We start from the raw sequence: 18,529 nt of genomic DNA on the forward strand, positions 1-18,529 counted from the left end.
ACGTAAAATGAGTCTCGCCAACGAGCGTCTGCACAAGCAGGACGCCCGTAAGAAGTACTGCCGCTTTCAGAAAGCCGGCATCAAGTACGTCGACTACAAAGACCCGAACTTCCTGCTGAAGTTCGTCAACGAGCAGGGCCGCATTCTGCCCCGTCGCATTACCGGCACCAGCCTTAAGTTCCAGCGTAAAGTAGCCCAGGCCGTAGCCAAGGCGCGCCACCTGGCCCTGATGCCTTACGTAACCGACTCGTTGAAATAGATGGTTGGGCTTAGTGTTTAGTGTCTAGTGCTTAGGAACTGGGACTGGTCTAAACGACTTTATCAACAGCCTAAGCACTGCCAACTAAGCACTAACAACTAAACAAAATCATGGAAGTATTTCTGAAAGACGACGTTAAGGGCCTCGGCTACAAGAACGACCTCGTGACGGTAAAGCCCGGCTACGGCCGCAATTACCTGATGCCCCAGGGCCTGGCCGTACTGGCCGACAAAACCAACAAGAAAATCGTTGCCGAGAACGTCCGTCAGGCCGCTCACAAGGCCGATAAGGTGAAGGGCGATGCCCAGAGCCTGGCCGACCAGATCGGTAACATGGTACTCGACATCCCGGCGAAAGTGGGTGAGAGCGGCAAGATTTTCGGCCGCGTAACTACGCTGCAGCTCTCCGACGCCCTCAAGGCGAAAGGTATTGATGTGGACCGTAAGCGTCTCTCGTTCGACACCGACCCGACGTCGGTAGGCGAGTACACCGCTTCGGCCGACCTGCACCGCGAGGTGAAGCACAAGATTCGCTTCAATGTAGTAGCCGAGTAGGCTAGCGTTGAAACGCCATCGAGGCTAACAAAACGCCCGGTTGCTTTGGCAGCCGGGCGTTTTGTTTGTCGACGCCGCCGTATACTGCAGCACTTATTACGACCTTTGTTCGTACAACTGCTCAGTCGGCTGCTTTTCGGAGCGTCCGGCGACATCTCTCTCCCATCTTCAAGGCAGCAACTGAGCCGCGTCCCGTTACGGAGGATGCGCCCCGCTGGCCGGCCTGTTTGGCCGGAAGCGGGCGGTTGAGTAGGTTGCCTGCCCGTTGGCCCATCGGGGTCTAATTCAGCCCAATGTTTCGTACTGAAATCCCGCTTACGCCCCTCCCCCACCAGCTGCCGCCTTCGGCCCGGGTGCTCACGCTGGGGTCCTGCTTTTCGGATGCTATCGGCGCGCGCCTGACCGAGTTCAAGGTTGCGACGCTGGTTAATCCGTTCGGCACCGTGTTCAATCCTATTTCGGCCTGCAAGCTGCTGCGCGCGGCGGCCGGCGAGGATGTTGATTGGCAGCAGCACCTGGTAGAAGCCCGCGGCCGCTGGCAGAGCTACGACCTGCACGCCGAAATTGGGGCCGACTCGCCGGTAGAGCTGCTGCAGCACATCAACCAGCTGACCCGCGAGGTAGGCGTGTTTCTGGCCACGGCCGATGTAGTAGTGCTCACGCTGGGCTCAGCCTTTGCCTACCGCCTTCGGGAAACCGATGAGCTGGTTAGCAACTGCCATAAGATTGCGGCTGAGCAGTTCGATAAGGAGCTGCTGACGGCCGATGATATTATTGCAGCCGTTGCCGAAACCCACGCTTACCTGCGCCGGGTTAATCCCAAGCTGCGTTTTATACTGACGGTTAGCCCCGTGCGCCACCTTAAGGACACGTTGGTCCTGAACTCGGCCAGCAAGGCGATGCTGCGCGTGGCCTGCCATTACCTGAGCGAGCTGCTGCCCGACGTTACCTACTTCCCGGCCTATGAGCTGCTGGTAGACGATTTGCGCGACTACCGCTTTTACGCCGCCGATATGCTGCACCTCTCGGAAACGGCCGAAAACTACGTTTGGGAGAAATTTACGCGCACGTACTTCGATACGGCCTTCGGGCGCTTTAAGAAGGAGTGGGAAGGCATCCGGCAGAACCTGGGCCACCGGCCCCTGCACGCGGCTGCCCCCGAGCACCGCGCTTTCTTGGAAAGCACGCTCGAACGCCTGCACAAGCTCAGCACCACAGCTGATGTGCGCATGGAGCTGCTGCACGTGGAGCGCGAGCTGGCCAACCTGCCCGAGCCCAAAACTGCGGCCCCGGTCGAAGAAGAAGTGTACGACGATGGCGAAGAACGCATCGATATCGGTTCGTTCGACGACCAGGCCGCACCCCAGAAAGCACAGCCCGCCACCGCTGCACCGGTAGCGGCGGCAGCCGCCGAGCCTAACGCCACCGAGCTAGTCGCCGCCAAGCCGGACGCCGCCAAGAAGGAAGTTGCGAAGAAGAAAATTAATCGGGCTGTGTTTGCCAAAACCCGACTTACGTCCCAGGCCAGCCTCATTCGGCCCGGTGCCGGCATGCTGGTAGAAGACGCCGAAGAAACGGAAACGGAGGAAACCGATACGACCGAGACAACCGAATCCACTGATTCGACTGTATCGGCCGAATCAGCCTACGACCACGCGTACTCGCCTACCATCACCGACCTGACGGACGAGGCCGAAACCGACGAGGACGACGAAACTGACGAAAGCGAGGAATCGGGTGAGCCGGAGACGCCTGAGGAAGCGGCCCGCCGTAAAAAGCGCCGCTCGCGGGGCGGAGCCAAGCGCACCAAGCGCAAGCACGCCCGCTTGGCCGCTGAGCAGGCCGACACTGAAGGCCAGCCCGAAGCCAGCGTAGTAGCCATCGCGCCCGCTCCATTTCCCGATGCGCAGTTGCCCAGTACTCCGGCCGATACCGTCCAGCACAATAACGACGACGAGCCGGCTTCGGAGGTGGTATATGTAACAGAAGCTCAGCTACGCCAGCCTCGCCTGCAGCCCACCCCCCTTACACCCACTAACAGCCCAACTGAGCCAACCAACCCCGACGACCCTGAGCAGGCCACGCCGGAAGCCGATGAAACAACACCGGAAGCCCGCCGTAGCCGCAACAATCGTCGGGGCAACAAGCGCGAGCAGGCTCCGCGCTATGGTGGCCGCCCCGGCCGCCAGCCGCTTTATGCCATCGATGCCGAAGGGCCCGCACCTATTGCTGCTGATACGGCAACCGAGGCAAAGAATACGGCCATGGAGAGTAGCACCACTGAGCCAGTGATGCCAAGCCCGGCCGCACCGGCTTCTATTGATGCGAGCGAGAAACCAGCTGCAAAGAAGCGCGCCCCAAAGCCGAAAGCGCCTCGGCAGCCGGCAGCTACGCCAACTGCTCCGGCCATGCCGGCACCCGTTGACGCTATGGCAGCAGCAGCGACTCCGGTAGCCGCACCAGCTGTTACCGCTCCAGCAACACCGGAACCGGCCGCTGCCAAACCGGCGGCCCGGCCTGCTCGCCGCAAACCCGCTGCGCAACCTAAACCAGCTCCCGTCGCTGTAGCAGCCGAAGCTGCGACACCGGAAGCTGCTGCTCAGCCAGCCCCAGCAACCGAACCCGCTAAAGCTCCGGCCCGAAAGCGAACTGCCGCCAAAACGAAAGCTGCGGCAAAGCCTAAGGAAGCGGAAGCCCCTATGCCTGCAGCCACGCCAAAGCCAGCTGCCCCTGCGAAGTCGGTTGCTAAGCCTAAAGCGCCAGCCAAAGCGAAGCCTAAGACTACTACCAAAACGACTCTCAAAGCCGCGGCTAAGCCCAAGGCAGCGGCCGATAAGGCTTCAGCTGATCCAAAGCTGACCGCTGCTAAGCCGGCTCCGGCTAAAACCCGAACAGCCACCAAGTTAGCCAAGAAGGCCGGGCCTGAAAAGCCAGAAGCTCAGTAAACACAAAACCCAGCCCGACCGGCTGGGTTTTGTGTTTATACGGAGTTTGAACTACTTCCCAGGCTTCTATATGCCACTGTAACTGCGCAGCTTGAAACTCCAGTTACCCGGCCTGAAATCTTATCAGCAGACAAGACCGGCTAGCAATTCGGGCAAGCTCCTGCCCCACTGCGCAAAGCGCCCAACCCCAACGGTAGCAACGGGCGGAATTTGCGGCGGCAGCTTCCGCGGGGCCGGCTGGTGCTGTATCTTTACTACCTGTTCCGCCGCCGCGGGCTGCTGCCAGCCGGCCGGTGTTCGTCCTTCTGTTTTTGCCTTCTGTTGAGTCTTTCGTTTGATTTTGTGCAGCCCGCGCCGGAATCGGCGGCCGACCGCGTCACGCTGTTCGCCGACGTGATTTTGCCCCTGCCGCTGCCCCGCCTCTACACCTACCGCGTGCCGTTCGAACTGAGCGACCAAGTGGTAATTGGTGGGCGCGTGCTGGTGCAGTTCGGGGCCAAGCGGACGCTGAGCTGCATTGTGGCGGCCGTGCATCAGACGCCGCCGGCGGCGTACCAGGCTAAGTACATCCTCGAATTTATCGACGATGCGCCCGTGGTTACCCAGCCCCAACTGAAGCTGTTTGCCTGGATTGCCGAGTACTACCTCTGCACCTTGGGCGAGGTGATAAACGCGGCGTTGCCCTCGGCCCTCAAGCTCAGTTCCGAAAGCCGGGTGCAGCTGCATCCGGCCTACGAGCCCGAAACGCACTCCTACCCGCTCGGCGAACAGGAGCAGAAGGTGGTGGACGCGCTGAGTACCGGCGAGGAAGTAGGCAAGTCGCTGACGTTTACTGAGGTGGGCGAAGTGCTGGGCATTGCGTCCTTTCACAAGTACATCAAGTCGTTGATGCAGAAGGATGTGGTGTTTCTGTTTGAGCATCTCAAGGACAAATTCTCGCCCAAAGTGGTGAAGAAGGTGCGGCTGGCGCACCGCTACGTGGCCGAAGCGGCCCTGGAGGAGCTTTTCGGGCAGCTGGCCAGCAAGGCCAAGCAGCTTGATGTGGTGATGCGCTACCTGCAGCGGGTGCCCGTGTACCAGAGTGAGCACGCCAACCACCGGGGCCTCGAGAAAGCAGCCCTTACGTCGGCCCCGCACCTGTCGCCCTCGGCAGTAAACACGCTCATCAAAAACGGCATTCTGGAGCAGTTCGACCAGATTGTATCGCGTTTCCCGCTCGATGAGGACGACGCCCAGGCCAACATGCACTTCACGCTAAGCGATACGCAGGTGGAAGCCCGCGACGCGGTGATGCGTGAGTTCCAGACCAAGGAAATCGTGCTGCTGCACGGCGTAACGGGCGCGGGCAAGACGGAAATCTACATCGACCTGATCAAGCAGGCCCTCGACGGCGGCGGGCAGGTGCTGTACCTACTGCCCGAAATTGCCCTCACGGCCCAGATTGTGACCCGCCTGATGCGGGTATTCGGCTCGCGGCTGGGCGTATACCACTCCAAGTTCTCCGACAACGAGCGGGTGGAAGTATGGAACGGGGTGCTGTCGGGCCGGTTTCAGGTCGTGGTAGGCGTGCGCTCAGCCGTGTTTCTGCCCTTTGATAACCTCGCCCTCACGATTGTAGACGAAGAGCACGAGTCGAGCTACAAGCAGTACGACCCGGCCCCGCGCTACAACGCCCGCGAGGTGGCTCTGATGATGGCGCACTTCCAGGGCAGCAAAACCCTGCTCGGCTCGGCCACCCCGGCCGTAGAAACCTATTACCAGGCCCGCGCCGGGCGCTACGGCCTCGTGTCGCTCACGAAGCGGTTTGGCGAGGCCGGCCTGCCCGAAATAGTACTCGTGGACACCCGTAAAAGCCGGGAGCAGAAAACCATGCTCAACCATTTCACGCCCGAATTGATGGCCGAAATGGAAAGCAAGCTGGCCCAGCAGGAGCAGGTGATTCTGTTCCAGAACCGCCGCGGCTACGCCCCGTTCATCAATTGCCTCGACTGCGGCTGGATTCCCAAGTGCACCAACTGCGCCGTGAGCCTGAGCTACCACAAGCAGGCCCACGAGCTGCGCTGCCACTACTGCGGCCACCACGACCGGATGCCGGCCCAGTGCCCCGCCTGCGGCTCACGCAACGTGAAAACGGTGGGTTTTGGCACCGAGAAAATCGAGGATGACCTGAAAGTGATGCTGCCCCAAGCCAGCGTGCAGCGCATGGACCTCGACACGACCCGCGCCAAGAACTCCTACCAGCAGATTATTTCCGACTTCGAGCAGCAGAAGACCAACGTGCTGGTGGGCACCCAGATGGTGACCAAGGGCCTCGACTTCGCCAATGTGAGCCTGGTGGGTATCATCAACGCCGACTCCATCATTCACTACCCCGACTTCCGGGCCCACGAGCGGGCGTTCCAGATGTTTGTGCAGGTGAGCGGGCGGGCGGGCCGCAAGGGCAAAAAGGGCCGCGTGATCATCCAGACGGCCGACCCCGAGCAGGTTATCTTCGACAAGGTGATGCGCAACGATTACCTGGAGTTCTATGAGTACGAAATCACGCAGCGCCGGGAGCATGGCTACCCGCCGTTTATGCGCGTCATCCGCCTTGTTGTGAAACATGTGGACGTGACGGTGGGCGAACGGGCGGCGTTGCTGCTGACCCAGGAGCTGGTAGACCGGCTGGGCCGCGAGGCCGTGCTGGGCCCCGAAGCACCTTACATCTTCCGCATCCGCAACTTCTACCTCCAGGAAATCACCATCAAACTCAGCCGCGAGCACACCGTACTCAAAGCCGCCAAAGCCAACGTAATGGCCGCCATGGACGTAGTGCGCGACCAGAAGGAGTTCAAGCAGGTGCGCCTGGCCGCCGACGTGGACCCGATGTAGAGCGGCAGCTCCGATTCGCTTGCGAACTGGTAGCCCCTAATTGCTGAATGCAACCATGAGTAGCCCGATTACTCCCAGCACCAGCACTGGCAAGACCACAAAGTATATCCCATAAGGCACCAGTATCCCTAGTAGCAGCAGTACTCCTGCTGCAATGAGAAGCCCGCGACCAACTTTGCGCAAACCTGTTTTGAAGTTTCGGGACCGGATAGTTGCGGCTGTTGGAATTACTGCTGCTTCGCGGGCCTCGCGCAGTTTTCGCATGCGGCCGTTCTTTCCCTGAAAAAACATCAACGCCACCCCCACTACCAGCAGACCCAAGCCAGTTAAAACTCCGAGTGCCGGAGCCAGACTTGATGCGGTTGACCTGTCGTCTAAGACGCTGGCAACCATTGCACCTAGACCAACAGCAACCGTTGCTCCTCCAACGATATTTACCGCTGTTGTCGAAGGGTCGACTGGGGGTTTGGGTTGTGGCTCTAGCATCCGGTTTACCGCAGTATCGGGGGTGGCGAGTAACGGCGTAGCCTGAACGCGCAAAGACTTGCTGACCACCGACGAGAACATGCGGGCTTCTTGGCGGGCCCCATCGACCGGGTCGGGACCGGGCAGCGCGGCTAACAGCACTGGCTCATCAGCGGACATCGCCGGCCGTTGTGACCCATCGGTGGGTTGCGGGCGAACTGCGCCGTATTCACTGACTCGCGGGAGTGCTGGCGAGAAACGGGCGCTTTGGCAGCCGGCCAGCAAGGTGCAGGTCAACAGGGCGGTCAGTAAAGTGCTTCTCACCATAAAAATCAAGCGTAGATGTGGCTGTGAGAAAGGGCTACCGTGGCCCTTATGTAACGGATGATGAAAAGTACTGCAATGCGTGGTAGTCTCTAGTCCTTTTTTTGTTGAACCAGATTTTATAAAAGCGCTTCAGATGTTTTGTAAAGTCGATTACAGCACTCCGTACTGCGCACAAATCAGACTTTACAAAAAAGACCCGGCTGCCAATTGGCAACCGGGTCTTTTTACTGCGGGTTGAGGCGTGCTTATACCTCGTCGAGCAGGTACAGGATAACCAGTACCACACCAATGATGAAGATGATGGAACCCAGTAAGCTGAAGATGGTACCAATAGTACCACCTAATACGCCCAGCAGGCCCACCAACAGGCCTACCAGCATCAGGATCAGGCCCTGACGCAGCTTGCCGTCGATACGGTTGGTAGCCGCCGTTTCCGACGACTTCTTCACGATGCCGGCTTTGGCGGCCAGCTTGTCGGCGTTCTTGGTGATTTTCTGCACCAGCGCCTTCTGCATGAAATTCAACTTCACGGCTTTAGCAGCATTGGCAACCTTGGCCGGCGCGGTTTTGGCAGCCGGGGCAGCCTTGGCCACAGCGGCGGGCGCAGCTACTGGAGCTACAACAGCTTCGGGCGCTACCACTGCCTCAGCAGTAACCTGCGGGGCTACGGCAACCTCGGGGGCCGGGGCTGGCTTGATGATGGTAGACCGCTGGGTGCCGTGGTAAGCCGAGCCCGTTTTGGGCAGCATCGCATACTCAGCGCGGTTGCAGCTCGTTAGAGCTATGCCAACGGCCGCTACGGCGGTAAGTTTGCGCAACAGATTGGACAAGTGTTTCATAATAAAAGAAGGAAAAGTGGATGATGTGAGTGCGCTTTGCACGGGCTAAATTAGAAAATAAGCCTATATAATCAGATAAATTATCCAATTATGCGCGGTAGCGCGGGGGTTTCAGTCAGGCGGCCAAGGGTTTACTGCCGCTAACGCCCGCAAATTGGGGCCATACCGAACCGTTCCATCGGCCTTCCTGTTAGCAGCAAGTCCGTTATTTTGCCTTCCGTTTATGGTCAACCAAATAAGATTTTTCCTGCCCATCAGCGCGCTGGGAATCCTGCTGCTGGGCATCGGTGCCTGCACCCAGTCGCTAAGCGAGGGAACGGCTGTCCAGCTTACCGAGCAGCGCCGCGCCAACGCGGCTCCTGATACCAGCGGCTACGAACGGCGTGCTCCGCAGGACATGAACGGCATCGGCAAGTACTACATGGGTCGCCAGATTGCCCACGTGATGGGCCATGAGGGCGCCTCGTGGCTCGACCGCTCCAATCGCGCCCGCGAGGAAGACACCGACCAGTTGCTGCGGGCGCTCAAGCTAAAACCCTCCGACGTAGTGGCCGACATCGGAGCCGGCACGGGCTATTTCACCTTCAAGATGAGCCCGCTGGTGCCTCAGGGGAAAGTGCTGGCAGTCGATATTCAGCCCGAAATGCTGGCCAGCCTGCGCGCAACTACGGCAAAGCTGGGAGCCAACAACGTAATTCCGGTACGTGGTACCACCCAAAACCCCAACTTACCCGCCGGACAGGTCGATTTGGTGCTGCTGGTGGATGCCTATCATGAGTTCGACTACCCGCGCGAAATGGCTCGCGCCATTCGTCAGGCCCTTTCGCCCACTGGCCGGCTGGCGCTGGTCGAATACCGGGCCGAAGACCCCAACGTACCCATCAAGCGCATCCATAAAATGAGCGTGGCCCAGGCCCGCCGCGAAATGGCCGCCGTGGGCCTGCGCCTCATTGACTCGGTGGAAACCCTTCCCCAGCAGCATCTACTGTTCTTTCAAAAATGAGCTTTTGAGCTGCATGCTCCAAGCCGCAAGCTGCGAGCGTGTTCAGGAGGCACAGGAAGTTTGTGGCAAGCCTTTTTGAGCTGCGGGCGGGTCGAAAAAGGCTTGCAGCTTGTAGCTTGCGGCTTATAGCTTCAAACTAATGACTGATCCGCGCCGGCTTTCCATCCACGATTTCACCTACGAGCTGCCGCCCGAACGCATTGCGCCCGAGCCGCTGGCCAACCGCGACCAGTCGCGGCTGCTGGTGTACCAGCAGGGGTTGCTGGGCGACCGGACGTTCTATGACCTGCCCGCGCTGCTGCCGCCCGACAGCCTACTAGTATTCAACGACACCAAAGTGGTGCGGGCGCGACTGTTTGCCAAGCGGCCCACGGGCGGTATGGTCGAGCTATTTTGCCTGGAGCCGGTGGCGCCGCATCGCGCTATTGAGCCGGCCATGCAGCAAACCGGGGCCTGCGTATGGAAGTGCCTGGTGGGCAACGGCCGCCGCTGGAAGGACGGCCCCGTGACGTTGGAATTTGAAGCCCACGGCCAGCCCGCCACGCTGCGGGCCGAGCGCACCGAGCAGCACGACGGCTACGCCCTGATTGCGTTCAGCTGGGAGCCGGCCGAGCTACCGTTTGCCGAAGTGTTGCGCGCCGCCGGCCACCTGCCCCTCCCGCCCTACCTCAACCGACCCGATACGGAAGTGGATGCCGTGCGCTACCAGACGGTGTACGCCGCCCACGAGGGCGCGGTGGCCGCCCCCACGGCCGGGCTACACTTCTCGGAAGCCGTGCTGGCCGAACTGGCCGAGCGCCGCACCGCCGCTGCCCGCGTAACGCTGCACGTTGGCGCGGGCACGTTTCAGCCGGTGAAAGCCGACCAGATGGCCGACCACCCCATGCACGGCGAGCCGTTCAGCGTAACGGCCGACACGCTGCGGCGGCTGCTGGCGCACCTGGCAGAGGGCCACCCGATTATTCCGGTGGGCACCACCAGCCTGCGCACCCTCGAAAGCCTGTACTGGCTCGGAGCGGCGCTGGTGCAGCAGCCGGCCCAGCTGCCCGCCTGGCACGTGCGCCAGTGGCAGCCCTACGAGCCCGGCGCCGAAGTATCTACCCAACAGGCATTGGAAGCGCTGCTGGCACAGTTGGCGCTAACCGCCTCCGATACGCTGCACGCCACCACCCAGCTGCTCATTGCGCCCGGCTACCGCTTCCGGCTGGTGCGCGGGCTTATCACCAACTTCCATCAGCCCGAAAGCACCCTGCTGCTGCTGGTAGCCGCCCTGCTGGGCCCCGATTGGCGGCGCGTGTACGAGCACGCCCTGGCCCACGATTACCGCTTCCTCAGCTACGGCGACTCGTCGCTGCTGTTGCCCTAAGCAACAGACGAGGCCACCGGAAAGAGGTGCAGGCAACGAAACTACGCGTACCATCTTATTCAGGAGAAAAGCATAGCAGGCTTTAGACCAAGAAGGTAGCCAGGCGAACTTTACTGCCACAGTGGTCTGTTTACCGTTTCGTGCGGCTGGTTTCCCACCGTCTTCAGCATTTCGCCGTATAAGGCCCCACATCCTTTTTTTCCACTTGCTTTCCATCATGAAAAAGATATTTCTGACAGCTGCTGCCCTGGTTTTCGCTACGGCCGCTGCTTTTGCTCAAAGCACCCCAGCCACTATTACCCCCGCTCCTACTGCCGATGATCGGACTAAAGCAGGCGAAGTAATCCAGGATGCCAAACAGGGCACTGTGGAGGCTGCCCAAGCGACGGGCAACGCGGTAGAAACCGGCGCCCGCGCAACCGGCAACGCTATAGAAACCGGTGCCCAGGCCACTGGTAACTTCGCCGAAAAAGCCGCTAAGAAAACAGCCCGTGCCGCCAAGAAAGCCGCCCGCGCCACGAAGAAGGCTGCTAAGGCCGTCAAGAACAAAGCCGTAGACGTGGTTGATTAAGGGAACTTTCGTCCAGTACAAAAAAAGAGCTTGCCCATCGGCAAGCTCTTTTTGGTTCTCCATAATTCTTATGAAGCAAGTTAATTTTTATTGTATTAAGGACATTTATTTAAATAGCCAATTGCAATAGTATTTGCAATTTACAAAATTGATTAGTTGCATAATTATCTACAATAATTTTCAAATAATAATTTAAATCATATAAGTATGTACTATTTCAACAAAGCTATTATCCTAATATTATTCGGCTGTTTGCCTTTGCAAGGTTGCAGCCACCCAAATGAAAATGTCAAAGTGATGAACTCAAGCAAAAATTCTCCATCACCCTTACTGCAGGCTGTTGATAAAAGAGATGCAGATCTTGTGGCCAGAATATTAAGTACTAAACCGAATCTGGAAATCAAGGACAGTAAAGGGAGAACTGCCTTGATGATTGCCACTTACAATGAAGACAATCGAATTGCAGAACTGCTTATCTCTGCTGGCTCAAATGTAAACGCGCAGGATGAGATGCTGAATAGCCCTTTCTTGTATGCAGGAGCAAGCGGCTATTCACCAATTTTGAAAATGTGCCTTGCCAATGGGGCCGATTTTAAAATTTATAATCGTTACGGAGGGTCCGCTCTGATACCAGCGGCAGAGAAGGGCCATTTGGAAGTGGTTAAAGTATTAACCGCAACACCAGGCTATCCCATCGACCATATTAATAATCTCGGCTGGACAGCCTTACTGGAAGCCATTATTCTGAGCAAAGAGGGAGAAACCCAGGTGGCTATCGTGAAGATGCTGGTAGAAGCAGGTTCGGATGTTGGCATTGCCGATAAAGACGGAGTTACACCACTCCAGCACGCTAAAAACAGATCAATGGATGAAATCGTGAAAATACTATCGAAAGCGGGGGTTCGTAAATAGGCAACCGGTCATATTACCTTTTCAACCAGACACAAAAGAGGAGCTTGCCGATGGGCAAGCTCCTCTTTTGTGCTTCTGCAGCAAAACCGCAACTTCAGTTGAAGTCAGATACTACAGAATGAATACGGCGTTGCCGAACAGCAGCTTGCCGCCCTGCCAGAAAGCCCGGAACAGCGGGTTATCGGCCAGATAAACGATTTGGCCGCGGCCCAAGTCTTGGGTGCCGAGCACGAAGCTATCGGTGAGGCCAGTGCGGGTTTTGCGGCCGGCGAAACCGGAAGCGTAGCCGTCCTTTTTGAGTACGCCCACGTTCCAGCCGCCTTCGGGCAAAAACTTATAATTGGGCGCTTCGCGGAGCAGGGCAAAGTAGGTGTTGCCGTAGCCAAAGGCCAGCGGGTGGGTGTTGTCGAGCTGCACCCGGAACACGCTGCCCTGCACCCGGCCGGCAATACCGTCGCGCTCGGCGTCGGCGTAGCGGCGCAGGGCGGCGTAGGGCGCTTTTTTGCTGGCAGCCGTCGAGTCGGTGAGTTTGGGTTTGAGCAGGAGGTCCTTCTGGCCGGCCAGGAAGCGGGAGGCACCTTCGAGGGCAATGAGGCGGCCGCCCCCGCGCACCCAGGTTTTCACGGCGGCCATGGTTTTCTCGGTCATAATGTCGTCGTAGCGGCCGTCGGGCAGAATGAGTACGTCGAACTTGCTGAGCGGCACGCTGCCAAAATAGTCGGTACCGAGTACCGTGATGGGGTAGCCCACCTGCTGCTCAAAGAAGTGCCAGACCTCGCCGAAAGCGGTAGCATCGACGCCCGGTCCGGCCAGCACGGCCACGTTGGGCATGGCCAACGGCCGCACCGAGCGCGAGCCCAGGTCGCCGCCGCTGGTAGAAAGGCCCGACTGCACAGCTTGCACCAGCACGCCCGCCGAATCGGCCTGGGCCCGCACCAGCTGGTCGAACCGCGCCCCGAGCCGCTCGTTGCCGGTGCGCGCGATAATGAGCGTGCCGCGGCCGTACTTCTGGCCTTCGGTTTCAAATGGCTCCTCGGCCACCCGCAGCTTCACGCCCTGCTGCAGCAACCGGCTCAGGAAACGTACGTCCTGCAGGTTGTTCCAGCGGGCCAGGTAGGCATAGGGAGCATCATTGGTGGTTGAAGTGCGCTTGCTGTCGGTAACTGAGCTGACTGGCACCTGGCGGCCAACAACCGGCAACTGCCCCTTCAGCGCGTAGCCATTCAGGCCGAAAGCATAAGGAAGCGACCAGGCGGTGAGGTCGTAGGTGAGGGAGTCTTCGAGTTGGGCATGGGGCTCAAACAGCACTTTTACCAGCGTCGATTTAGGCTGATACATGCTGATGACCACGTCCTGGGGCTCAATCTGCACGGTTTCGGTTTTGCCGGTGGCGTAGTTGTAGCCGGCCTGGCGGCTGCGCTTGGCCGCAAAGCCGTAGCTGATTTTCTGGCGGTCGAGGTACTGGGTGAGGGTCCGGACCTGGCCGGGGTCGGAGGAGCCGGCCAGCACATACGACTTGTACTCGCCTTTCGGGCGGGTGCGGGCGTCGTCGTAGAACTTGCGGAACTCGCGGGTCAGGTCCTGGTGGCGCTCGGCGGCGGCCTGCAGGGTGGCCAGGCTGGTGGCGTGGTGGTGCTCGATGCGCTGGTTCAGGGTGAGCGTGTCACCGTCGGTTTTGGCGTAGGCGATGCCGGCCACGCCGCCGCCGCCCTGCTCGTAGGTTACGCCAATGGCGCCGTTGAAGCTCGGCCAGGTGTCGCCGTAGAAGGGCGCGAACAGGTCGTAGGTTTCGCGGGTGAAGTAGAGCCAGTTGTTCTTATCGAACACGCGGCGGTTGTAGTCGCCGATGATGTCCTGGAACTGCCGCTGCCAGGCCGTGAGGTCGGCGTGGAAGGGTTTGGCGGCGGGCGAGAAGTAGTAGGGAGCCGAGGGGCCCATCTCATGGAAATCGGCGTGGACCTGGGGCAGCCACTGGTTGTACACGGCAATGCGCTGGCGGCTTTCCTGCTGGGTCTGCCAGGCCCAGTCGCGGTTCAGGTCGAAGTAGTAGTGATTGTAGCGGCCGCCGGGCCAGGGCTCCCGGTGCTCCCAACTCAGCGGCGAGGCGTTGGGCCGCTGGCTGGCCACGCGGTTGTACCACTGCGCGTACCGGTCGCGCCCGTCGGGGTTCACGCAAGGGTCCACAATCACCACCAGGTTCTGCAGGTAGCTCTGCGCCGTGGTATTGGCGGGGTTGGCCAAATCGTACAACACCTGCATCACGGCCTCCGACGACACGGCCTCGTTGCCATGCACGTTGTAGCTGAGCCAGACCACGGCCGGCGTGGGGCCTTCCACGGCCCCGGTTTCGAGGCCCGCGAGCCGCAGGTTGTCGCGCCGGATATCGTCGAGACGGGCCAGGTTGGCAGCGGAGGCAATGTAGACCAGCTCCAGCGGGCGGTTTTCGTAGGTGCTGCCGTAGCGCTCAAGCTTCATGCGGTCGGGGCTGTGGGCCGCCACGTGGGCCACGTAGCGCAGCAGCTCGGCGTGGGGCGTGAAGCGGGCGCCCAGCTCGTAGCCCAGAAATTGGGCGGGCGTCTGCAACGGGCCATCGGCCGGGCCGGCCAGCGGGTTGGGGAAGGCCGCCGGGGCCGGCGTCTGGGCCGGGGTGCCGAAGCACATCAATAGGCTTAGTAGTAATAGGCCTAGGGCCCGCAGAGTACAGTTTTTCATCAGGCAGCGGAAGTAAACCGGAAGGGCAGGAAGTTTCTGGCTCAAAGAAAGCATATTTGAGCAGGCCAACGACGCAACGGTGGCCGTCAAGACGCATCTTTCCCGAAGTACACTCCACCCAAATTCCTACGCCAACCCACGCCCATGCCCCACTCCTACTTCCGCCCGGTCCTGCTGGCGGCCCTGTTCACGGCCGGCTCCTTCGCAGTTCAGGCCCAGCAGCCGGTTTCGTACCCGCTGGCTTCCGAAGCCGACCGGCAGCAGATGGCCCAGGTGCTGTCCGATACGCTCTATATTCAGCAGCACTACACCAAAACGGAGTACCGCATTGCCATGCGCGACGGCGTGAAACTCTACACCGTGGTGTACGCCCCCAACGACGCCGACAAGGTGCGCTACCCAATTATGCTCAGCCGCACGCCCTACGCCGTGGGGCCCTACGAGGCCGGCAAGTACAAAAAGAGCCTTGGCCCCAGCTCCACCATGATGCGCGAGGGCTACATCTTCGCCTACCAGGACGTGCGCGGCCGCTACATGTCGGAGGGCGAATTCGTGAACATGCGGCCCGCCAAGGATTCGCCCAAGGGCAAGAACGACATCGACGAGGGCACCGACACGTTTGACACCATTGAATGGCTGGTGAAGAAGGGCCCGAAAAACAACGGCCGCGTGGGGCAGTGGGGCATCAGCTACCCCGGTTTCTACACCGCCACCGGCCTGCTCAGCCGCCACTCGGCCCTGAAGGCTGCCTCGCCCCAGGCCCCGATTGCCGACTGGTTCTGGGACGATTTCCACCACAACGGGGCCTTCTTCCTGCCCCACGCCTTCAACTTCCTGGCCTCGTTCGGACTGCCCCGACCCGTGCCCACGCCCACCGGCAACCCCGGCTTCAAGCACGGCACCCCCGACGGCTACGACTTTTTTATGAAGATGGGTCCGCTCAAGAATGCGGATGCCCGCTACTACAAGGGGCAGGTGGCATTCTGGAACGAGATGATGGCCCACCCCAACTACGACGATTTCTGGCAGGCCCGCAACCTGCGGCCTCACCTCAAAAACCTGAACAAGCAAACGGCAGTGCTCACCGTGGGCGGCTTCAACGACGCCGAGGATTTGTTCGGAGCGCTCAAAATCTACGAGAGCATCGAGAAGCAGAACTCGGGCATGCAGAACAGCTTCGTGATGGGCCCCTGGGTGCACGGCGGCTGGGCCCGCGGCACCGGCGAGCTGGTGGGCAACGTGGCCTACGGCGAGTCGCCCTCACTTTATTATCAAAAGGAAATAGAAGCACCGTTTTTCAAGGCTTATCTGAAGGACAACAAGCGGCCCAACGTGCCCGAAGCCACCGTGTTTGAGGGCGGCACCAACAAGTGGCGCACCTTCGATGCCTGGCCGCCCAAACAGGCCCAGGAGCGTACCATGTACTTTCAGGCCGACGGCAAAATAGGCTTCGAAGCCCCTACCGGCGGCATGGCCGAGTTCGACCAGTACATCAGCGACCCGGCCAAGCCGGTGCCATCCAACGAAGGCATGGCCACGGGCATGACCCGCGAGTACATGACCGACGACCAGCGCTTTGCCTCGCGCCGCCCCGACGTGCTCACCTACCAGACCGACGTGCTGACCGAGGACCTGACGCTGGCCGGCCCGATTGAGGCGCTATTGCAGGTGGCCACCACCGGCACCGACGCCGACTGGGTGGTAAAAATCATCGATGTGTACCCGAACGATACGCCCAACAACCCGCGCCTGAACCCCAGCGTGAAGCTGGGCGGCTACCAGCAGATGGTACGCTCGGAAGTAATGCGCGGCCGGTTCCGCAACAGCTTCAGCCAGCCCGAGGCCTTCGTGCCCAACCAGGTAACGGCCGTGCCCTTCACGGTGCAGGACCTGTGCCACACCTTCCGCAAGGGCCACCGCCTAATGGTGCAGGTGCAGAGCAGCTGGTTCCCGATGGTCGACCGCAACCCCCAGACCTTCGTGCCTAATATCTTCGAGGCCGACGAGAAGGACTTCCAAACCGCCTCCCACCGCCTCTACCATTCGCCCGCCAAAGCCTCCCAGTTGAAAGTGCGGGTTCTTTAGGAGAAAGAGAGAACGTCATTCTGAGCGAAGCCGGAGGCGAAGTCGAAGAATCTCTACCGCACCAGTAAACCCAACGAAAGGGTTAGCATTGCAGTAGAGATTCTTCGACTTCGCCTCCGGCTTCACTCAGAATGACGTTCTCTAAATTTTCCCTTACAGCCTTCCGATGTTGCCGTAGTCGGGCTCGGGGATTTGGTGGCGCAGGTCGTGCCTGACTTTTTCTACCACGCCGCGGCCGAAGAGGCTGATGCCGGCGTTGAGCACGAGCAGGGCGGCTGTGCCGGCCGAAACCCATTCGGCAGTCGGTTCGCGGCGGCGTTTTTTGTCGGCGGCCCATTGCACCAGACAGGTACCCAGGCCGATGGCTAAGAGGCCGGCCGGAGCGAAGGCCAGCCATTTTTCTTTGTGCGTCATGATAGAGCTACGGATGCGGAGTTGAACGGAACGAGCGGGAAGCTGCTAAGATAACCAGCCGGCCGGTTTTTTGGCTACTGCCGCTCCTGTAATCGTACCTTCGCGGCCCAAGGTTCCCGTTTTCAAGCCAGATTCTCCGGATTCCACTGGCGCCACTCCTGCTGCCGATGCCCAACTCCCCTTACCAGCGCCTACTCGAACTGGCCTTTGCCGACCCGGCCGCCGCCGCTCAATACCTCACCCCGGCCACCCGCGAGGCCTACCACGTTTTCGGGCAGGCCGCCCCCGCCGATGTTGCTTACCGTTTCGAGCGGGTGCGGCTAGGCGTGGCCCTGGCGCTGCTGCGGCTGCTGGCTGAGCTGGGCGACATGGAGGAAGCCCGCCACGTACTTGATGTGCTGAAAAACGCGCTGCAGGCCCCATCCGTAGCCGGCATCGACAAGGCTATGCAGAAAGGTGCCACCACCTTCGACCGCCTTTACGCTAACCTCTACGTGAACGAAGACGGCGAGCAGGTGCTGCACCTGTTCGAGCGCACCCTCGACGCCGATACCCAACGCCTGATGGACGATGTTATCCGGGAAGCACTGGAGCTGGCCCCGACGCTGGATTTCAGCCGCGAGGAGGAGGACGAAGACTAGAAAGCTAAAAAACAACGTCATGCAGCGCGCAGCGGAGAATGATGTTGTTTCTCAATTATACGTCCTGGCTTCTACTCTCTCAGATTCCTGTAGCAAGATTACCTACTGATTTTCCTGCTAAATCCCCTACGCTACTTGCTATTCTGGGGCTGATTTTACTGGTTACTGGCCTGACGATTCGCCGTAATGTGTCGGCTTTGGGAGCCTAACGTGGAGCGTTGTCAGCGGGTTGCTGGTGCTGCTCGGCATGGCTTTGAGTACCATTGTTCAGGTAAATGCCGGCAGGTGGGTGTGCAGACGCTGTTTGGGCAGGTGCAGACCCGGGCGCTGCTCAGTGGCCTGAGCGCGATGAATCCGCTGGTTGACATTACGCGCTTCGATACCAAAATCCATAACTACAATATGTCGGCCTTTCAGTCCGAAGGCCAACAAGGAAATTGTTCTTTCGCCCAACGCCAAAGTCATCATCATGGGGGAAGCAAAGTCACATAGGTCCTTATTTCAGATAAGTAACCACTATTGTATACAGCAGAAAAGGCCGTCCCGGATTCCGGGACGCTTTTCT

Annotated in this window: 15 protein-coding genes; 10 read left to right on the top strand and 5 right to left on the bottom strand. The window is 59.9% G+C overall.

Annotated elements, in window-relative coordinates; all coding sequences use genetic code 11:
- Positions 1-7 precede the first annotated feature (7 nt).
- The 4 genes from rpsR (at position 8) to priA (ending at position 6,629) form a co-directional block, all read left to right on the top strand.
- Positions 8-259, top strand: coding sequence for a 30S ribosomal protein S18 (gene rpsR / locus D0N36_RS08560; RefSeq protein ID WP_019947036.1), 252 nt, complete (start codon positions 8-10; stop codon positions 257-259).
- Between the two features lie 110 nt (positions 260-369).
- On the top strand, positions 370-813 hold the full coding sequence (rplI, locus tag D0N36_RS08565; protein ID WP_116940983.1) for a 50S ribosomal protein L9: 444 nt from the start codon (positions 370-372) through the stop codon (positions 811-813).
- Between the two features lie 293 nt (positions 814-1,106).
- Positions 1,107-3,758, top strand: a complete 2,652-nt coding sequence (locus D0N36_RS08570; RefSeq protein WP_116940984.1) for a GSCFA domain-containing protein — start codon at positions 1,107-1,109, stop codon at positions 3,756-3,758.
- A gap of 321 nt (positions 3,759-4,079) precedes the next feature.
- A complete protein-coding gene (gene priA, locus D0N36_RS08575) occupies positions 4,080-6,629 on the top strand; it encodes a replication restart helicase PriA (protein ID WP_116941038.1) in 2,550 nt (849 codons plus the stop codon).
- A gap of 36 nt (positions 6,630-6,665) precedes the next feature.
- On the opposite strand, the gene D0N36_RS08580 is transcribed toward priA, so the two are convergent.
- Entirely contained in the window at positions 6,666-7,430 is a 765-nt protein-coding gene (locus D0N36_RS08580; RefSeq protein WP_147320803.1) for a hypothetical protein, read from the bottom strand.
- Positions 7,431-7,666: 236 nt separating this feature from the next.
- Positions 7,667-8,260 carry a hypothetical protein gene (locus D0N36_RS08585; protein ID WP_116940986.1) on the bottom strand — a complete coding sequence of 198 codons (594 nt, stop codon included), beginning with the start codon at positions 8,258-8,260 and terminating at the stop codon, positions 7,667-7,669.
- A 223-nt stretch (positions 8,261-8,483) separates the two neighbouring features.
- Between D0N36_RS08585 and D0N36_RS08590 the strand changes: the two genes are divergently transcribed.
- The 4 genes from D0N36_RS08590 to D0N36_RS08605 all read left to right on the top strand — a co-directional run bounded on the left by D0N36_RS08590 (position 8,484) and on the right by D0N36_RS08605 (position 12,112).
- Positions 8,484-9,263 carry a class I SAM-dependent methyltransferase gene (locus tag D0N36_RS08590; protein ID WP_190242583.1) on the top strand — a complete coding sequence of 260 codons (780 nt, stop codon included), beginning with the start codon at positions 8,484-8,486 and terminating at the stop codon, positions 9,261-9,263.
- A gap of 139 nt (positions 9,264-9,402) precedes the next feature.
- Positions 9,403-10,629, top strand: coding sequence for an S-adenosylmethionine:tRNA ribosyltransferase-isomerase (locus D0N36_RS08595; protein ID WP_116940987.1), 1,227 nt, complete (start codon positions 9,403-9,405; stop codon positions 10,627-10,629).
- Positions 10,630-10,846: 217 nt separating this feature from the next.
- Complete coding sequence (locus D0N36_RS08600; RefSeq protein WP_116940988.1) at positions 10,847-11,200, top strand: hypothetical protein; 354 nt, start codon at positions 10,847-10,849, stop codon at positions 11,198-11,200.
- Positions 11,201-11,407: 207 nt separating this feature from the next.
- A complete protein-coding gene (locus tag D0N36_RS08605; RefSeq protein WP_116940989.1) occupies positions 11,408-12,112 on the top strand; it encodes an ankyrin repeat domain-containing protein in 705 nt (234 codons plus the stop codon).
- A 111-nt stretch (positions 12,113-12,223) separates the two neighbouring features.
- Here D0N36_RS08605 and D0N36_RS08610 read toward each other — a convergent pair whose 3' ends face one another.
- Positions 12,224-14,824, bottom strand: a complete 2,601-nt coding sequence (locus D0N36_RS08610) for a M14 family metallopeptidase (protein ID WP_116940990.1) — start codon at positions 14,822-14,824, stop codon at positions 12,224-12,226.
- Between the two features lie 144 nt (positions 14,825-14,968).
- Between D0N36_RS08610 and D0N36_RS08615 the strand changes: the two genes are divergently transcribed.
- Positions 14,969-16,909: a CocE/NonD family hydrolase gene (locus D0N36_RS08615; protein ID WP_116940991.1), complete on the top strand. Its 1,941-nt coding sequence runs from the start codon at positions 14,969-14,971 to the stop codon at positions 16,907-16,909.
- A 153-nt stretch (positions 16,910-17,062) separates the two neighbouring features.
- Here D0N36_RS08615 and D0N36_RS08620 read toward each other — a convergent pair whose 3' ends face one another.
- Positions 17,063-17,323, bottom strand: coding sequence for a hypothetical protein (locus D0N36_RS08620; RefSeq protein WP_116940992.1), 261 nt, complete (start codon positions 17,321-17,323; stop codon positions 17,063-17,065).
- Positions 17,324-17,490: 167 nt separating this feature from the next.
- On the opposite strand from D0N36_RS08620, the gene D0N36_RS08625 reads away from it, so the two are divergent.
- Positions 17,491-17,964 carry a hypothetical protein gene (locus D0N36_RS08625; RefSeq protein ID WP_116940993.1) on the top strand — a complete coding sequence of 158 codons (474 nt, stop codon included), beginning with the start codon at positions 17,491-17,493 and terminating at the stop codon, positions 17,962-17,964.
- 267 nt (positions 17,965-18,231) lie between these two features.
- On the opposite strand, the gene D0N36_RS08630 is transcribed toward D0N36_RS08625, so the two are convergent.
- Positions 18,232-18,435 (bottom strand): hypothetical protein, encoded by a 204-nt coding sequence (locus tag D0N36_RS08630; RefSeq protein WP_116940994.1) that lies wholly within the window; start codon positions 18,433-18,435, stop codon positions 18,232-18,234.
- Between the last annotated feature and the right edge of the window lie 94 nt (positions 18,436-18,529).

It is taken from the genome of Hymenobacter lapidiphilus (assembly GCF_003417065.2).
In the GTDB taxonomy this organism is placed as follows: domain Bacteria; phylum Bacteroidota; class Bacteroidia; order Cytophagales; family Hymenobacteraceae; genus Hymenobacter.